Genomic DNA, 16,938 nt, shown 5'->3' with positions numbered 1-16,938 from the left:
GGCGCAAAGACGCGACCGGCGCGACGGCGCGGTCGCGTCGCTGCAACCCGTGTTACTCGGCCGGCTTCATGCTGAAGGGGAAGAAGCCGTCGTTGATCTCGTCATAGACGCCGTTCTCCTTGATCGTGGCGAGCGCGGCATCGAGCTTCGCCAGCAGCTCCTCGTCGCTCTTGCGCACGGCGATGCCGGCGCCCTTGCCCAGGATATCGGGATCGAGCATGGCCTTGCCCTTCATCTCGAACGCCTTGCCGTCCTCGGATTCCAGCCAGCGCGACAGGGCGATGCGCTGGGCGATCACGCCGTCGATGCGGCCGGTCACTAGGTCGAGATTGTGGTTTTCGACCTTGTCGTAGAGGCGCACGCTCGCGTCCGGAAAGCGGCTTTCGATCAGCGCGGCGTAGGTGCTGGCGCGCTGCACGCCGATGGACTTGCCGGCTAGGCTCTCGGCGGTCGGTTCGAGGTCGGAGTCCTTGGGAGCAACCAGCACGGCGCCGGCCTGGTAGTACGGCTCGGTGAAGTTCACGGCTTCCAGACGGGCCGGCGTGATCGACATGCTGGCCACGATGACGTCGTACTGGCCGGCATTCAGCCCGGCGATCATGCCGTCCCAGGCCTGGGCGGAGATCGTGCACTCGGCTTTCATTTCGGCGCAGAGGGCCTTGGCGATCTCGACGTCGAAGCCCTGAAGTTCGCCCTTCGCGTCGACGAAGTTGAAGGGCGGGTAGGCGCCCTCGGTGGCGATGCGCAGCGGCTCGGCCTGGACCGCCGCGGCGGTGAGGCCGACGCTGCAGGCGGCGACGATCGACAGAAGCGATTTCCTCAACTTGGACATTCCATTTCTCTCCGATTGGCTTGTTGGCGTTGTGGTCTTCAGGCGTCCGCGTAGGACTGTCTGACGAACTGCCGGCAGCGCTCCGAGCGCGGATTGTCGAAGACCTGGGCCGGCGTTCCTTCCTCCTCGACGCGCCCCTGATCCAGGAAGACGACCTTCGAGGAAACCTCGCGCGCGAAGCGCATCTCGTGGGTGACGATGATCATGGTGCGATGCTCTTCGGCGAGCGCGCGCATGACACGCAGCACCTCGCCGACCAGCTCGGGGTCGAGCGCGGAGGTGGGCTCGTCGAAAAGCAGGACGTCGGGCTCCATCGCCAGCGCGCGGGCGATGGCCGCCCGCTGCTGCTGTCCGCCCGAAAGATGGCTGGGATAATGATCCCGCTTGTCGTAGATCCCGACCTTCTCGAGCAGTGCCCCGGCCTTCTCGATGGCTTCGCTGCGCTTCATGCCGAGCACATGCACCGGCCCCTCGATCAGGTTCTCGATGACGGTGAGGTGGGACCAGAGGTTGAAGCTCTGGAACACCATTCCGACGCGGCGTCGGATGCGATCGGCCTGCTTGTTGTCGATCCTGCCCTTCGGCCCGACCCGCAGGGGCTCGCCGTAGATCCGGATGGTGCCGGAATCGTACCGCTCCAGCAGGTTGATGCAGCGCAGGAAGGTGCTCTTGCCCGAGCCGCTGGAGCCGATGATCGAGATCACGTCGCCCTTATCGGCGCGCAGTGAAATCCCCTTCAACACTTCCAGTGTGTCGAAGCGCTTGTGGAGGTCTTCCACGACAATCGGCGTGTCGGCTTCGGGCGTTTCGGCGTTCATGCGGGTCCCCTTGTTCCGCATCGTATCGCGACCCGATATGTTCGCCTAGCGGTCAATGGTTCACTGTACGTACACCGTAAGAAGGATGAGCGAGGCTGTCAAGCGCACGGCCGTGTTCTCCGGCGCCAGGGCGTCGAACCGGCGGATGGCGGGCGGATCAGGGCTTGGAGCGGATCGCGAATTCGATTTCGCTGGCCGCGTCGCGAAGGATCGGCAGCAGGTGCGTGGTCAGGCTTTCCATGGTGTGCCGTGTCGCCGGGACGCCCATGTTGATCGCGGCAATGAGCTTGCCGTCGCGCCCGCGCACCGGGACGGCGATGGAGCGGATGCCGATCTCGAGCTGGCCGTCGGCGGTGCAGTATCCGTCGGACCGGCCCTGCACGATGATGTCGCGCAGCTTGCGCTTGTCGGTCACCGTCTGTGCCGTGACCGGGCGGATCTCCACCGTGTCCAGCAGCGCGTCGAGCTCGGCATCGGACAGACCGCCGAGCAGCACGCGGCCGAGCGACGTGGACGTGGCCGGGTACCGGTTGCCCAGGGCGATGCTGATCGACATCATCCGATTGGCCGTGTGGCGCGCCACGTAGACCAGCTCGGTGCCGTCGAGCACGCCCATGGAGCAGGGCTCGCCGGCTTTCTTGGCCGCCGCTTCGAGAATCGGATTGGCGATGTCGATGAACGAGAAGGAGCTGAAATAGGCCATGCCCAGCTCCAGCACGCGCGGGCGCAGGCGGTATTCGCGCCCGTCGAAGCTCGCGTATTCGAGCGTGACCAGGGTCTTCAGGAAACGCCCGGCGGCCGCGCGCGGCAGCCCGGTCTTGCGCGCCACGTCGCTCAGCGTCATGGCGGGGGTGAAGCGGTCGAAGGCCTTGATGACGCTCAGCCCGCGCGCCAGCGAGCGGACGAAATCGGCACTGTTGTCCGATTGCGCGGCAGCGCCGTCGTCTTCGGCCATGGCGGGGTCTCCGAGAATCGTTATCCGACGGTCCTCGTTATCATGGCGCCCGCATGTTCGCTAGGTGAACTGCCGTCGCCGCTTGAGGATTTCCCGCGCCGCGTTCCGGCCGGGAAGGCCGGTGACGCCGCCGCCGGGATGGGTGCCGGATCCGCACTGGAACAGTCCCCGTATCGGGCTCGTGTAGGCGGCATGGCCGGCGGCCGGCCGCAGGCTGAAGAGCTGGTCGAGATGCATCTCTCCGTGAAAGATGTCGCCGCCGACCAGCCCGTATTCGGTTTCCAGGTCCAGCGGTGTCAGCGCCGAGTAGCCGAGCACTGATCCGGGAAAATTCGGCGCGTAGTCGCCAATCGTGTCGATCACCAGTCTGGCGACCTCGTCGCGATGGTCGTCCCAGCTCCGGCCGTCGGGGAGGTCGGGATTGAAATGCTGGCAGAAGAGGCCGGCGATATGGGCGCCGTCCGGCGCGAGCTCGGGCTCGATGGTCGTGGGGATGCACATCGAGATCACGGGGCGGCGCGACCATCCCTGGTGCCGCGCGTCGTCGTAGGCGCGCTCGAGATAGTCCAGTGACGGCGCGATGGCGATGGTGCCGGTGTGGTGGGCCTGTAGGTCGCGTCCGGGCCGCGCGGTGAAGTCGGGCAGTTCCGACAGCGCGACGTTCATCCGGAAGGTCCCCGAGCGACAGCGCCAGTTGCGCAGCCTACGCACGAACGTGCTGTCGAGCGTGCTGGTGTCCAGCATCTCGAGAAACAGCAGGCGGGGATTGACGCTCGACGCCACGATCGGCGCGCGCAGGACGGTTCCGTCGTCCAGCGCGACGCCCGCGGCGCGGCCCTTCTCGACGATGACCTCGCGAACGCCCTTGCCGAGCCAGACGTCGCCGCCGCGCGCCTCGAGCGACGCTTGCATCGCCTGGGTTATGCCGCCCATGCCGCCGCGCGGCTGGCCCCACTTGCCGCGCTTGCCGTTGACCTCGCCGAAGACGTGATGAAGCAGCACGTAGGCGGAGCCGATGGCATAGGGGCTGGCCATGTTGCCGACCAGGCCCTTGAAGCCGTAGACGCCCTTGAAGGCCTCGTTGTCGAACCGCTCGTTCAGGAAGTCGGCGAGGCTCTTCAGCATGAGCGCGGCGAAATCGGCGCGCTGCCCGGGCGAGAGGTGGCGCAGGTGCAGCCCGACCTTGCCGGTCTGCAGCAGCTGGCCCCAGCCGCCCGTCATTTCCGGAGGCCGTTCCCGCGCGACCGCGCGCATCACGGTGGCGGCGACATCGAGCAGGCTGGACAGCTCGGCATAGGCGTCGGCGTCGGACGGACTGGTGCGCGCCAGCTGGTCCATGATGCCGGCCTTGTCGCTGGTCAGCTCGATCGAACCGCCGTCGGGCAGGACGCTGAGCGTTCCTCCGGTCCGTTCCAGAATCTCCAGGCCGTGACGGTGCAGCTCCAGGTCGGCGATCACCTCGGGCGCCAGCAGGCCGACGAGATAGGAGCAGGAGGAGTTGCGGAAACCGGGGTGAAATTCCTCCGTGACGCAGGCGCCACCGACGATGTGCCGGCGCTCCACGACCGCCACCTTCATGCCGGCCTTGGCGAGATAGCCTGCGCAGGTCAGGCCGTTGTGTCCGCCGCCGATGATGACGGCGTCATAGGTGTGGTTCCCGGGAGACGGGGAGTTCATGGCGGGCAGGGCTCGCTGTCAGGATGGGACGAGAAAACGCGGGGGGACGTGCCGATAGGGCAGACGGGTCAGGTCCGTGGGGGCGGGCCCGGGGGTCTCGACGTCGACGATCGCGCCGCACAGGTGCTCGAAGCTCGCGCGGAAATGGTTCTTGGCCTTCGCGCAGAACAGCGCGATGTCGCCAAGGTCGATCCCGTGCAGGGCGCACCATGCCGGATCGTTGACGCTCTGCGGCGTCTCGCCGACGACCACCGAAATGTTGCCCGACCGCAGCAGCACGGTGCGCCCGATCGCCTCCGGCCGGCCGTATTCCATCGGGCCGGTGTTGGAAAAGCGGCCGTCGGTGAGCCGGACGATCTCGCCTTCGAAGGCAACGGGCGGACCGAATGCGTCGCTCAGCCGGCCGCCGAGGGTGACGTGCAGGGTCGTCCCGGTTCCCGCAGCGTGGGCCCTGGCGACGAGCTCCGGGTCGTAGAAGCTGGCGAAGAGGGCGGGCCACGGCGGCCGCATGTCGACCAGGGCCTGGAACAGGCCGGGGGTATCGCAGGCACCGCCCGAAAGCGGGTTGTCGGCGTTCTCTAGCACGGCGACCGGCCATGCCGTGCCGCGGTCGAGCAGGTCGCGGGCGTGCTGCAGGCCGTGCGCTGCATCGGGAAGCGTCAACACGAAGTCGGGGTGGCGGCGCTTGAGTTCCGCCGCGACCTCCCGGGCGGCCGCATGCGCGTCCAGGCCGGACGCCTCGGCTTCGTCGCGATAGCACACGGTCACCGAGGACGAGGTCCAGGGGGTATCGGCATAGGCGAAGCCGCCGAACACGGTGATGTCCTTCAGGCCTCGCGCCGTCTCGGTCTCCGCCGCGAGGCGTACCAGCGCGCCCATCGGATCGCCTGCCGTGCGCATGGCGTGGCTCAGCGGCAGCATCGGCACGGGCAGGATCAGGGATTTCAGCCGTTCGCCGCCCCGCGCCATGCGATCGAGCAGGTTGAGGGCCTTTGCCGCCGTCTGCGCCATGTCGACATGCGGATAGGTCTTGTAGCCGACGATGATATCGGCGCATTCGGCGATGCGCGGGTCGAGGCAGGCATGCATGTCGAAGGTGACCGCGACGGGCACCTGCGGCCCGACCGCTGCGCGGACACGCTTGAGAAGCGTGTAGTCGGGGCCGAGATCTTCCGTTCCGGCGATGGCGCCGTGCAGCGAGATGTAGACCGCGTCCCAGGGGCCGTCGGACACCCCCCGGACGATCTCGTCGATGATCGCATCCAGGGCCGCCTGCTCGACCGGGCCACCCGGCATGGCGGAGGTGCAGCGCAGGAAGGTCCCGTCCCACGACGGGTTGGCCTCCAGAAAGGCAACGGCTGCGCCCATTTCCGTCGCGGTGCCGCGGAAGACGTCGCGCGCTTCCGGCCCGGCCTGCCACTCGCGCAGGCGAAATCTGTCCAGTCCCGTCGGGAGGGGGGAAAACGCACTGGCTTCGTGCCAGAGCCGCGCAATCGCCAGACGCCGCATCGCGCTCACGCTCGACTTCCTTCGTGTCTGCCACCGTGAAGCCGGCTGCTTGGTGGCGATGGTTGTCCGTTCAGTGAATTTATGTTCACTATGCGGATAACCCTAATGACGAACCCGCGTCGCTGTCAATCGGCGCCGGCGTCGCCATGCCATTTCTGCGAGCCCTTGCGATGAGCCACGTCTTCCACCGTTCCGCCCGTTCCGTCCCGCCACTCGCCCAGTCCGCCGAGGGCAGCTTCATCCTGGGCGCCGACGGCCGGCGCTATCTGGATGCCTGCGGCGGCGCGGCGGTCTCCTGCATCGGCCATGGCCGCGACGAGGTCGCGGAGGCGATCGCGGCGCAGGCGCGCGGGCTCGCCTATGCGCACACCGGCTTCTTCACCAGCGCGCCGGCCGAGGAACTGGCGGACCTTCTGGTCGCGGGCGCGCCCGAGGGCATCGACAAGGTGTATTTCGTGCTGAGCGGGTCCGAGGCGGTCGAGACGGCGCTGAAGATGGCTCACCAGTATCACCGCGAGCGTGGCGAGCCCGGCCGCCGGCATGTGATCAGCCGTTGGCAGAGCTACCATGGCAACACGCTGGGCGCGCTTGCGGCCGGCGGCAATCGCGGCCGACGGACGGCCTATCGGGATCTTCTGGTCGAGATGCATCATATCCCGCCCTGCTATCCCTATCGCGGGATGGCGCGGGGCGAGAGCGCGGAGGAGTACGGCCGCCGCGCCGCCGACGACCTGGAACGGGCGATCCTGGACATCGGTCCGGAAACGGTTTCGGCCTTCATCGCCGAGACCGTCGTGGGGGCGACACTTGGCGCGGTCGCGCCCGCGCCGGGGTATTTTTCCCGGATACGCGAGATCTGCGATCGTTACGGCGTGCTTCTGATCCTCGACGAAGTGATGTGCGGCATGGGGCGGACCGGCCATCTGCACGCCTGTTTCGCCGAAGGCGTGGCGCCCGATGTGATGACGCTCGCCAAGGGGCTGGGCGCGGGATACCTGCCGCTCGGCGCGGTCTTGGTGTCGGGCCGGGTACATCAGGCGTTCGCGGACGGATCGGGCGGCTTTCTGCATGGCCAGACCTTTTGCGGCCATCCGGTGGCTTGCGCCGGTGCGCTGGCGACGCAGACGATCGTGCGCCGCGAGGGCCTGGTGGAGTGTGTGCGGGCGGAGGAACCGTTCCTGGAGGGCCTTCTGCGGGATGCCTTCGCACAGCATCCGCATGTCGGGGACATTCGCGGGCGCGGATATTTCTGGGCGCTCGAACTGGTCGAGGACCGGGACAGCAAGGCCCCGTTTCCGGCCGGCGCGCGCCTAGCCGCGCGCGTCAAGGCCGAGGCGCAGCAACTGGGCCTGCTCTGCTACCCGGGTTCGGGCACCGTCGACGGCCAGGTCGGCGACCATGTGCTGCTGGCGCCGCCATACACCGCCACGAGAGGCGAGCTGGAACAGATGGCGTCGTTGCTCGCGGAGACCTTCGATACCGTTTTCGACTGAGCGCCTACACGGTCGTAGCCGCCAGGCGGCGCGGCTTTCGGACGTGCGAACGGGGACGCGCGCGCACCCGCGTCGTTGCCGTGGTGGCGGCGAACCGCCCGGTCAGTAGGCGATTTCCGGCAGCCAGAGGGCGATCTGCGGAAAGAACCAGACGAGCGTCAGGCCGATCAGCTGCAGGATGACGAAGGGGATGATGCCGCGATAGATCTGTCCGGTCGTCACCTCGGAGGGCGCCGCGCTCTTGACGTAGAACAGCGCCATGCCCACCGGTGGCGTCAGGAACGACGTCTGCAGGCAGATGGCCATCAGCATCGCGACCCAGACCGGATCGAAGCCGAAGGAGACGACCACGGGGACGGTGAGCGGCGCGATGATCAGCACGATCTCCATCCAGTCGAGGACGAAGCCGAGCAGGAACACCGTCAGCAGCACGACGGCCAGGATGCCTTCAGGCGGGAAGGGCAGCGCCGACAGCGATCCCTCGATGACTTCGTCGCCGCCGTAGCCGCGCAGGACGACCGAAAAGCAGCTTGCGCCGAAGATCAGGGCGAACAGGAACGCCGTGGTGCGGCCGGTGGCCTCGCTGACCTCCCGCAGGGTGGTCCAGGTCAGCCGGCGGTCGATCGCCGCCAGGATGGTCGCGCCGAGTGCGCCGACCCCGGAGGCCTCCGTCGGCGAGGCGATGCCGAAGAAGATAGAGCCGAGCACGGCGAGCATCAGCGCAACGGGCGGCGCCAGCGCGCGCAGCAGTTCGTAGGCCGCGCCGATGTCGTCCGCCGTGTCCTCGGGCCTGGCACGCCCCCGCGGCGCGGCCGACGGCCGCAGAGTGGCCACCGCGACGATATAGACCGTGTAGAGCAGCGCCAGCATCGCTCCGGGGATCACCGCGGCCATGAACAGGTCGCCGACCGACAGGCGCAGCTGGTCGCCCATCACGATCAGCATGATCGACGGCGGGATCAGGATGCCGAGACAGCCGGAGGCGGCGACCGTGCCGAGACCGAGCGGAATGTCGTATCCGGCGCGGTTCAGCGCCGGCAGCGCGACGGTGGCCAGAAGAATGACGGACGCGCCAATGATTCCCGTCGATGCCGCCAGCACGAGCCCGATCATGACGACGGCGAGGCCGAGGCCGCCGGGCACGTTGCGCATGATGCGCGACATGGCGGCCAGCAGCCGCTCGGCGACGCCGGACCGTTCCAGCATGTAGCCCATGAACACGAACATCGCGATCGGGACGAGGCTGTAGTTGGACAGCGTCGAGAAAATTCGGTCGGTGGCGAAGCCGATGAAGTTCGTGCCCGCCAGGACCTTGATGCCGAACATCGGCAGGACGTCGCCCAGCAGCGCGAACAGCACGCCGACGCCGCCCAGTACGAAGGCCACCGGATAGCCGGCGAACAGGCCCGCCGCGAAGGCGGCGAACATCGCGATGACGAAGATGACGTCCTGGGTCACGAGTCGGCTTTCTGGCGCGATACGCGCGGCGGCGTGTTGAGAACGCGGATGCTGCGCAGGATCGCGGCGATGCCCTGGAGGCCGAGCAGCACGAAACCGGCGAACAGCACGAACTTGATGACGTAGCGCGCCGGCAGGCCGCTGGGCATCGGCGAGCCTTCGCCGATCGAATAGGAGTAGACGAAGTTGCCCCACGCGAACCAGGCGACGCCGATCACGAAGGGCAGCAGCAGCACCAGCCCGCCGATCAGTTCGATCCAGGCCTTGCGCCGGGTCGAAAACCGGGAGTGCCAGACGTCGACGCGCACATGGGCGTCATCGCGATAGGCATAGGCCAGGCACCCCAGCACGACGATGGCGTTGATGTGCCACTGAAGTTCCTCGAACTCGACGAAGCCGAGGTCGAGGCCGTAGCGCAGGCCAACGTTGAGAACGATGACCGCCATGAGCAGCGGAAGCAGAAGCGACGACGCGCGCCCGATCGGAACGGTCACCCGGTCGATCAGGCTGGCGATGCGGACGAGCGCGCGCGTCATGGTTGGATCCTAACGGATTCGGATGGCCGGCATCAGTTCGAACGTGTGTCCGACCAGTCGGCGTTGCCGGCGCGGTAGGCCTGGAGCGACTCCCAGACGCGCTTGAAGCTCTCGTCCTTGTCCGCCTGTTCCTGCATCACCTCGCCGGTGGCCGTGCGGAATTCCTCGATCAGCGCGGGCGGGAACTGCCGCACCTCAACGCCGTTCGCCTTGAAGGCGGTCACGGCTTCGGCGTTCTCGCGGAAGGTCGAGGTGACGCCCCACAGCATCGTCTCGCGGCAGGTCAGCTCGATCAGCGCACGCTGCGCGTCGCTCATGCCGTCCCACTTGGCCTTGTTGACGATCAGCTCGTTGATCGCGGCCGGCTGGTGCCAGCCCGGCAGGTAGTAGTTCTTCACGATGTTGTCGAAGCCGATCACCTTGTCGATTGCCGGCATGGAGAATTCCGTGCCGTCGATGACGCCGCGCTCGAGGTTCGGGTAGATATCGCCGCCGGACAGGAGGACCACCGAGGCGCCCATCTTCTTCATCACCTCGCCGGCCAGGCCCGCGAAGCGCAGCTTGAGGCCTTCCAGGTCGGCTTTCGACTCGATCGGGTTCTTGTACCAGCCACCGGCTTCCGGCTCCATCAGGCCGCAGGGGATCGTCACGACGCCCTGCTGGCCATAGATGTCGCGCCAGATGTCCAGGCCGCCGCCGTTGTATATCCAGCCGATGTACTCGATCGCGTTCGGGCCGAACGGCACGCCGCCGAACAGCTGAACCGCCGGGAACTTGCCGGCCACATAGAGCGGGCTGGTGTAGCCGGCATCGAGGGTGCCGCGCTGAACGGCGTCGAAGATCTCAAGCGTCGGAACCAGCTTGCCGGCGCCGTAGAGGTCGACTTCCAGCGCGCCGCCGGACGCCGCGTTGATCGTGTCGGTGAAATGCTGGGCGTCGCGGCCGCTGGCCGGCAGGGTGAGCGGCCAGGCGCTCTGCACCGTCAGGCTCGCGGTCTCCTGGGCCAGAAGCGGCGTCGAAATCAGGCCGGCCAGCGCGACGGCGAGCCCGGCGGTTTTCATGGTGCTGATCATGGTTCCTCTCTAGCGTGTTCGATCCGGTCCGGCGGATGGCCGAAGACCGCGTATCTCTCTGGGTGTCTCTCTGGCAGGCTGTCGTCCAATCGGACAAGCTCCTCCCTGCCGGCGGACGCTGCTAATTTTCATATCATAATTTAACTTTTGACAAGTGCATTTTGTTCGGTAATTTTTTCAATGAGTTTTTCGGCACGTACTTACAACCGAGGGTCTCCCCGTGAGCGAATCAAATCCCGCCGTCGCCCTGGTTACGGGCGCGGCCGGCGACATCGGCCGCGCCTGCGCTGCCGCGCTTGCAGGCGCCGGACACCGGGTGGCGTCGGCGGACCTGGCGTTCGGCCTGTCCCAGGCGCGGGAGGGGGCGGCAGGTGGTGCGGCCGGGCGATACGCCATAGATGTCGCCGACGAAACGTCGGTCGAGTCCGTCTTCGCGGCCGTGGAAGCCGATCTCGGTCCGGTCTCCATCCTGGTCTGCTGCGCCGGCATCATGGCCGAGGGCAAGGACGCCGCGCCCACGATCGCAGACCTGTCGGTGGAGACGTGGGACCGCATTCATTCCGTCAATGCGCGCGGGACGTTCCTCTGCGTTCGCGAGATGCTGCGCCGGCGCGCGCGGGTTCCCGTTGCGGACGGACGGATCGTCACGTTTTCCTCGGCGGCCGCGCAGCTCGGTGGCTACCGGGGTGATGCCTGCTACGTCTCCTCCAAGGCGGCCATTCTCGGCTTCACCAAGATCGCCGCGCGGCAGGCCGCAAGCCTCGGCATCACGGTGAACTGCGTCGCCGCCGGTCCCGTCGAGACGGGCATGTTTCACCGCGCGATGTCCCCGGACGCGGTTCCGGGGCTGGTCAGGAAGATCCCGCTGGGGCGCGTCGGCCGACCGGACGACGTGGCGGACGCGGTTCTGTACCTGACAAGCAAATCGGCCGGCTGGGTGACGGGGGCAACCCTCGACGTCAACGGCGGCTACCGGATGCAGTAGGCGATGCGCTCAGGGCTGACGACTCATAACCATGTCGCTGGATTGATCGTAGAGCCCGATCATGACGTGCATCTGCATGATCATGTCGTCCAGGTCTCGCGACGAGGGGGCGACATGCTGGAACAGGCGCAGCAGCACCTCGCGCCGCTTGCGCAGGTAGGCGTCGACGATCCGGTTGCCGTCCTCGGAGACCGAATAGGTCATGTTCTTGCGCGAGTTTCCCTGCTTCTCGATGAGTCCGAGCTGGCTGAGCTTCTTCAGCCCATACTGGATGTTGGGGAGGTCGTCGCGATGCAGCAGCCGGGAAATCTCCATCAGCCCCTTCGGATTGCCGTTCATGTGAATGGCGTGGAGCACCGAGGCCTCGGTGCTGGAGAGGCCGACGTCGGACACGGCGTCGAGGCAGTCGCGGCGCCAGCGCGCGAACGCGGATCCGAGATGCCAGATCGCGTATTCGAACTCGGAGAACTTGGTTTCGTAGTCTTGCGGTGCGGCCGCGGCCGTCTCGTCGTCACGTCCGCCGCAGGCGTTTCGGGTGTCGGCCATACCCAATCCAATCCTCAGAGAAAGCACGTGCACTGAATCCTATGGCGGTGGAACAAGAAGCAACCATGATCGAAAGTCAACGCGGATCGCCCGACGGAACGCCGGGCCGGACCGGCAGCGCGCCGGTGGACGGCAGCGTCTATGCCCTGCTGCTCAGGCAGGCCGCCCGCTTCGCGGACCATGATCTGTTCGTCCTGCCGGAAGCGGTCCGCGGATTGTGGGATTTCGACCGGAAAGCCTGGTCCTACGCCGACACGCTGGCCCACGTCGATGCCCTGGCGAATGCCTATCGCGAGGCCGGCTACGGCGTCGGACACCGGGTCGCCCTGCTGCTGGAGAACCGGCCGACGCATTTCTTTCACTGGCTGGCGCTCAACGCGATCGGCGCGAGCGTGGTTCCGGTCAATCCGGACTACACCCACGATGAACTGGTCTACCTGCTCAAGCACAGCGAGACGGTCCTGCTGGTCTGTCTGCGATCGCGTCTCGACCAGGCCAGGCCGGCGGCCGAAGAGGTCGGCGTCGCGATCGTCGACGTGGCATTCGACACGCCGCCGCGCTGCCCGGTACCGGCGCTGGCGGGCGATGTCGGCGAAGACAGCGAGTGCGCGCTGGTCTACACCTCGGGAACCACCGGAAAGCCGAAGGGCTGCCTGCTGTCCAACGGCTACTTCCTGGGCTGGAGCGAATGGTACACCGCGCAGGGTGGCCTGATCTCCCTGCGCGACGGCGAAGAACGGCTGATGACGCCGTTGCCGACGTTCCACGTCAACGCCATGGGCAACTCGTTCATGGGGATGCTCGGGTCCGGCGGCGCGCAGGTTATCGTCGACCGGTTCCATCCGCGAACCTGGTGGGAAATGGCGATCGAGACGCGGGCGACCTGTTTCCACTATCTCGGCGTCATGCCCGCGATCCTGCTGGCGGTGCCGCCGTCCGATCTCGACCGGTCGCATGGCTTTCGCTTCGGCATGGGCGGTGGCGTTCATCCCGATCATCACGGCGCCTTCGAGGCGCGGTTCGGCGTGCCGTTGCTCGAAGGCTGGGCGATGACGGAAACCGGCGCGGCCGGAATCCTGTGCGCCATGGAGGAGCCCCGCCATGTCGGCGAGCGCTGCCTTGGCCGTGCCGAACGCGCGGGACCGCCGACGGAAATGCGGATCGTGGACGATGCGGGAGACGATGTTCCCGACGGTATGCCGGGGGAACTTGTGCTGCGGGCGCGGGGCGAGTATCCGCGGCGGCGCTTCTTCTCCGGATACCTCAAGAACGAGGCGGCGACCGCCGAGGTGTGGAGCGGCGGCTGGCTGCATACCGGCGATATCATGCGCCGCGGCGACGACGGTTGCCTCTATTTCGTCGACCGCAAGAAGAACATCATCCGGCGCTCCGGCGAGAACATCGCAGCCATCGAGGTCGAGGCGGCGATCGTCTCCCACCCCTCGGTCGCGCAGGTCGCGGTCGTCGCCGTGTCCGATCCGTTGCGCGACGAGGAGGTACTCGCGGCGATCGTCCTGGCCAAGGGTGCGGACAAGAGCGAGACAACTGCACGCAGCGTTTTCGATCACTGCGGCGCCCAGCTCGCCTATTACAAGCTGCCCGGCTACGTCGCCTTCGTCGACCGGCTGCCGACGACATCGACGCAGAAGATCCGCAAGTCCGATCTCGGCGCGCTGGCCGTGTCGCCGCTGGAGCAGCCGGACTGCCATGATCTGCGCGAGGCCAAACAGCAGATGCGGGCGCGGCGATGAGCGGGCGGCGTCAGGGCTACGACGATGTCGTGCTCGCGGTTCCGGTGACGGTGCCCTACGAGCGGTTTTCGATTCACGGCGCGCACCGGTTCTTCGGTCGGTTGATGCGTGGACTGGTCGAGCAGTCGGGCCTGCCGAAGGAGCGGATCGACGGCGTGTGCGCCGCAAGCTTCTCGCTGGCCCCGGACAACGCGGTCGGGCTCGTCGAGCGGCTCGGGCTGTCGACGCGCTGGCTCGACACGATCCCGCTCGGGGGCGTCAGCGGGATCGTGGCGTTGCGGCGGGCGGCGCGCGCGGTCCAGTCCGGCGATGCCGACATCGTCGCCTGCATTGCCGCGGAGACGAACCAGACCGATTCCTTCCGCAGCAGCACCGCCACGTTCAGCCAGTCCGCGCAGGATGCCGTCTATCCGTATGCGTCGGGCGGGCCGAATGCGAGTTTCGCGTTCCTGACCGACAACTACATGCGGACCTACGGGGCGAAGGCGGAGGACTTTGGCCGCGTCTGCGTCGCGCAGCGCGACAACGCGACGGCCTATCCGCACGCGCTGTTCCGCACGCCGCTGACGCTGGCGGACTATCTCGCCGGTCCGATGATCGCCGATCCGATCCGCCTCTACGACTGCGTGATGCCCTGCGCGGGCGCTGAAGGGTTCCTCGTCATGACCGAGGCCACCGCCCGCGACCAGGGATTACCCTACGTCCGCTTGCTCGGCGCCATCGAACGGCACAATGCCTTCGCCGATGATCCGATCCAGGAGCGGGGCGGCTGGGCGAAGGATGGCGACACGCTATTCGCGCAGGCCGGCATCGACCGGGACGCAGTCGACTTCTTCCAGACCTACGACGACTACCCGGTAATCACGATGCTTCAGTTCGAGGACCTCGGGTTCTGCGGAAAGGGCGAGGCGAAGGACTTCGTCCGCCAGCACGACCTGACCGTTTCGGGGTCCTTCCCGATCAACACGTCCGGCGGCCAGCTGTCGGTCGGGCAGGCCGGCGCGGCCGGCGGGTTTCTCGGCCTGGTCGAAGCGATCCGGCAGCTTACCGGCGAGACCGTCGGCGCGGCGGTGGCGGAGGCGCGCGTCGGCCTCGTCAGCGGTTTCGGAATGATCAACTACGATCGCGGCCTTTGCGCCGGCGCGGCGATCCTGGCGGCAGCGTGACCATGCCTATGAAACCTTCCCACCGCTCAGCCGACATCAATCAGCCGGTCGCAATCGACGTCGTCGGCAGCCGATCGGGCGACGCGCCGCACGCGACACCGCAGCCGACCGTTCCGCCGCGTGCGCGCAGCCGTATCGGTCTCGGCTTTACCGCCGCCGCCGCCGAAGGGCGGCTGGCCATGCAGGTCTGCAAGGAGTGCGGCACCGTGCTGTACCCGGCGCGTGAACTCTGCACCGCCTGTCTGTCGGAGGCGCTCGAATGGCGCGAACAGACGGGTGCGGGGACGATACTCGCGGCCACTGTCGTGCGGCGGCCCTACGAACTCTATTTCCGCGAGCGGGCGCCATGGCGGACGGGCCTCGTCCGGCTCGATTGCGGTGTCACCGTGGCCGCGTTTCTGTACGGCGCCTGTCCCGAACCGCGGGGCCGGGTGCGGGTGCGTGCGCAGCTCGACCGCGCCGGCCAGGGGGTACTGGTCGCTCTACCCGAAAAGGATGATCCCGACATGGCGGACGATGCTTTGTTGCGCGAACTCTCGAATACGCCGAAGGGCCGGAGAATCCTCGTGACCGATGCGGCGACCCCGCTGGGCGGTGCAATGGTGGCCGAACTGGTATCGGCCGGGGCGGCGCATGTCTGGGCCGGCGTCGCGCCCGGCAAGGACTGTGCCGTTGGTTCCGACGCCGGGTCCGGGTCGGTAACGGCGGTGCCGCTGGATGTCACGGACCCGGACACGGTCGACGCGCTGGCAGATCGGATCGGCCGCGACGTCGATATCCTGATCAATACCGCCGAATACCACGATACCGGTTCGGGCATTCCGGACCCGGCCCGCGCCCAGGCCGAGATGGAGACGAACTACTTCGGGCTGTTGCGTCTCTCAGAGGCGTTCGCCCCGGCGATGCGCGCGCGCGGCGCCGACATGCCCGTCAACGCGGTCGCGTGGGTGAACATCCTGTCGGTCTTCGCGTTGTCGAATTATCCGGCGCACGGAACGTTCTCGGCGTCGAAGGCGGCCGCACTGTCGCTTGCGCAGAAATTGCGGGCTGAGATGCGTCCCGCGGGGCTGCGTGTCGTGAACGTCTTTCCCGGTCCGCTCGACGATCTGCCGAACCAGCTCGAACTGCCACCGAAGATCGCGCCGGGAAAGCTGGCGAAATCGATCATATCCGCCCTGGAGAAGGGGATCGAGGACCTCTATCCCGATCCGATCGCGCGCGAGTGGTATGCGCGCTGGCGCAGCGATCCGAAGGTCCTCGAACTCGAACTGACCGGTTAGGTCGCCGCGCTTCCGTCCCGCGCGTCGGGCCGGTCGTGACGCTTTTGTCTTGGCGCCGTTACTGAACGGCCACCGTGCTCAGGAGCAGGGCGGCAAGTTCGGTGCGGTTCTGCGCGCCGAACCGGCGGCACAGGTTCGTCACGTGTTCCTTGACCGTCTGATCCGAGATCCCGAGCTGTCGGGCGATCACCTTGTTTGTCTGCCCCTTGCACACCAGCCGGGCGACCTGTGCGGAGCGGGGCGGGAGCGTCGCCGACAGCCGTCCTCCCGACCTGACGGCCGGCAATCCGGGTGCGGCGGGCTCGGCGGTCGTATCCGCGTTGAGCCGGCCGTTGCGGGCGAGACTTTCCAAAGCCAGCGAGCAGGCACGGCAGAGCATGCTCATCTGCTGTTTGACGAGTGGCGTATACGGCCGGCCTTGTTCGGCGGTCGCGGTATAGAACACGCCGATGACCGCGTCGTCGCAACGCAGAGGTCCGCACATGTTGCTGCTGAAACCCCAGAACCGGAGCAACTCGTAGGACAGGCTGTTGCGCCAGGACTGCGTACCGTGCAGCGTCACCCCGTCGACAACGCCGGCGCCATCGAGAATGCTGTCGACGAAAGGGTCGGCCGTACTGAAGTGGCGCTCGTAGTCATCCAGGAAACCCTCCGGGGCTTCGCTGCTGAAGATAAGTTTCGGCTTGTCGGGGCTCAACAGGTAGAGGCCGATCGTACGAGACCCGCTAAGCCTGCCGACCGCGCGCCCGCACGCGTCGCCCAGCACCTCTATGCTGCGGCTCTCGGCAATCGACATGATGCTGTCGGCCAGCATCCCTACTGAAGTCTCACCGTACTCCTGCTCCCGCGGCATAGCCCC

The 16,938-nt window shown here is 67.2% G+C and carries 15 protein-coding genes; 5 read left to right on the top strand and 10 right to left on the bottom strand.

The features are described 5' to 3' along the window. Nucleotides 1-52 precede the first annotated feature (52 nt). The 5 genes from ACSF9G_RS22240 to ACSF9G_RS22220 all read right to left on the bottom strand — a co-directional run bounded on the left by ACSF9G_RS22240 (nt 53) and on the right by ACSF9G_RS22220 (nt 5,791). A complete protein-coding gene (locus tag ACSF9G_RS22240; protein WP_436644343.1) occupies nt 53-832 on the bottom strand; it encodes a transporter substrate-binding domain-containing protein in 780 nt (259 codons plus the stop codon). Between the two features lie 38 nt (nt 833-870). Further along, entirely contained in the window at nt 871-1,671 is an 801-nt protein-coding gene (locus ACSF9G_RS22235) for an ABC transporter ATP-binding protein (protein WP_436644342.1), read from the bottom strand. A 136-nt stretch (nt 1,672-1,807) separates the two neighbouring features. Next, on the bottom strand, nt 1,808-2,605 hold the full coding sequence (locus ACSF9G_RS22230) for an IclR family transcriptional regulator domain-containing protein (RefSeq protein ID WP_436644341.1): 798 nt from the start codon (nt 2,603-2,605) through the stop codon (nt 1,808-1,810). A 60-nt stretch (nt 2,606-2,665) separates the two neighbouring features. Continuing rightward, nucleotides 2,666-4,282, bottom strand: a complete 1,617-nt coding sequence (locus tag ACSF9G_RS22225; RefSeq protein ID WP_436644340.1) for a phytoene desaturase family protein — start codon at nt 4,280-4,282, stop codon at nt 2,666-2,668. An 18-nt stretch (nt 4,283-4,300) separates the two neighbouring features. Then, a complete protein-coding gene (locus ACSF9G_RS22220) occupies nt 4,301-5,791 on the bottom strand; it encodes a M81 family metallopeptidase (protein WP_436644415.1) in 1,491 nt (496 codons plus the stop codon). A 170-nt stretch (nt 5,792-5,961) separates the two neighbouring features. On the opposite strand from ACSF9G_RS22220, the gene ACSF9G_RS22215 reads away from it, so the two are divergent. Then, a complete protein-coding gene (locus ACSF9G_RS22215) occupies nt 5,962-7,284 on the top strand; it encodes an aspartate aminotransferase family protein (protein WP_436644339.1) in 1,323 nt (440 codons plus the stop codon). A 102-nt stretch (nt 7,285-7,386) separates the two neighbouring features. Here ACSF9G_RS22215 and ACSF9G_RS22210 read toward each other — a convergent pair whose 3' ends face one another. Genes ACSF9G_RS22210 through ACSF9G_RS22200 form a run of 3 tightly spaced genes read right to left on the bottom strand, consistent with a single transcriptional unit; the run spans nt 7,387 to nt 10,351 of the window. Continuing rightward, nucleotides 7,387-8,742: a TRAP transporter large permease gene (locus tag ACSF9G_RS22210; protein ID WP_436644338.1), complete on the bottom strand. Its 1,356-nt coding sequence runs from the start codon at nt 8,740-8,742 to the stop codon at nt 7,387-7,389. Further along, a complete protein-coding gene (locus tag ACSF9G_RS22205; protein ID WP_436644337.1) occupies nt 8,739-9,278 on the bottom strand; it encodes a TRAP transporter small permease subunit in 540 nt (179 codons plus the stop codon). The genes ACSF9G_RS22210 and ACSF9G_RS22205 overlap by 4 nt, the downstream gene beginning before the upstream one ends. Nucleotides 9,279-9,310: 32 nt before the next feature. After that, a complete protein-coding gene (locus tag ACSF9G_RS22200; RefSeq protein WP_436644336.1) occupies nt 9,311-10,351 on the bottom strand; it encodes a TRAP transporter substrate-binding protein in 1,041 nt (346 codons plus the stop codon). A 220-nt stretch (nt 10,352-10,571) separates the two neighbouring features. Here ACSF9G_RS22200 and ACSF9G_RS22195 point away from each other — a divergent pair, with 220 nt between their 5' ends. Further along, entirely contained in the window at nt 10,572-11,336 is a 765-nt protein-coding gene (locus ACSF9G_RS22195; RefSeq protein ID WP_436644335.1) for an SDR family oxidoreductase, read from the top strand. 9 nt (nt 11,337-11,345) lie between these two features. Here ACSF9G_RS22195 and ACSF9G_RS22190 read toward each other — a convergent pair whose 3' ends face one another. After that, complete coding sequence (locus ACSF9G_RS22190) at nt 11,346-11,882, bottom strand: winged helix DNA-binding protein (protein WP_436644334.1); 537 nt, start codon at nt 11,880-11,882, stop codon at nt 11,346-11,348. Nucleotides 11,883-11,947: 65 nt separating this feature from the next. Between ACSF9G_RS22190 and ACSF9G_RS22185 the strand changes: the two genes are divergently transcribed. From ACSF9G_RS22185 to ACSF9G_RS22175, 3 genes are read left to right on the top strand one after another with little or no spacing between them, the layout of a single operon-like run. After that, entirely contained in the window at nt 11,948-13,633 is a 1,686-nt protein-coding gene (locus ACSF9G_RS22185) for an AMP-binding protein (RefSeq protein WP_436644333.1), read from the top strand. After that, entirely contained in the window at nt 13,630-14,799 is a 1,170-nt protein-coding gene (locus ACSF9G_RS22180; protein WP_436644332.1) for a thiolase family protein, read from the top strand. Before ACSF9G_RS22185 ends, ACSF9G_RS22180 begins: the two co-directional genes overlap by 4 nt. 8 nt (nt 14,800-14,807) lie before the next feature. Continuing rightward, nucleotides 14,808-16,079 carry an SDR family NAD(P)-dependent oxidoreductase gene (locus tag ACSF9G_RS22175; protein WP_436644331.1) on the top strand — a complete coding sequence of 424 codons (1,272 nt, stop codon included), beginning with the start codon at nt 14,808-14,810 and terminating at the stop codon, nt 16,077-16,079. Between the two features lie 58 nt (nt 16,080-16,137). Here the strand turns inward: ACSF9G_RS22175 and ACSF9G_RS22170 are convergent, their stop codons facing one another. Next, nucleotides 16,138-16,893: a LuxR C-terminal-related transcriptional regulator gene (locus ACSF9G_RS22170; protein WP_436644330.1), complete on the bottom strand. Its 756-nt coding sequence runs from the start codon at nt 16,891-16,893 to the stop codon at nt 16,138-16,140. Nucleotides 16,894-16,938: the final 45 nt, after the last annotated feature.

This window comes from Microbaculum mangrovi, assembly GCF_051390635.1.
Classification (GTDB): Bacteria; Pseudomonadota; Alphaproteobacteria; order Rhizobiales; family Tepidamorphaceae; genus Microbaculum.
Note: the sequence above shows the minus strand (reverse complement) of the source record. Positions and strands in the feature narration are given on the sequence as shown.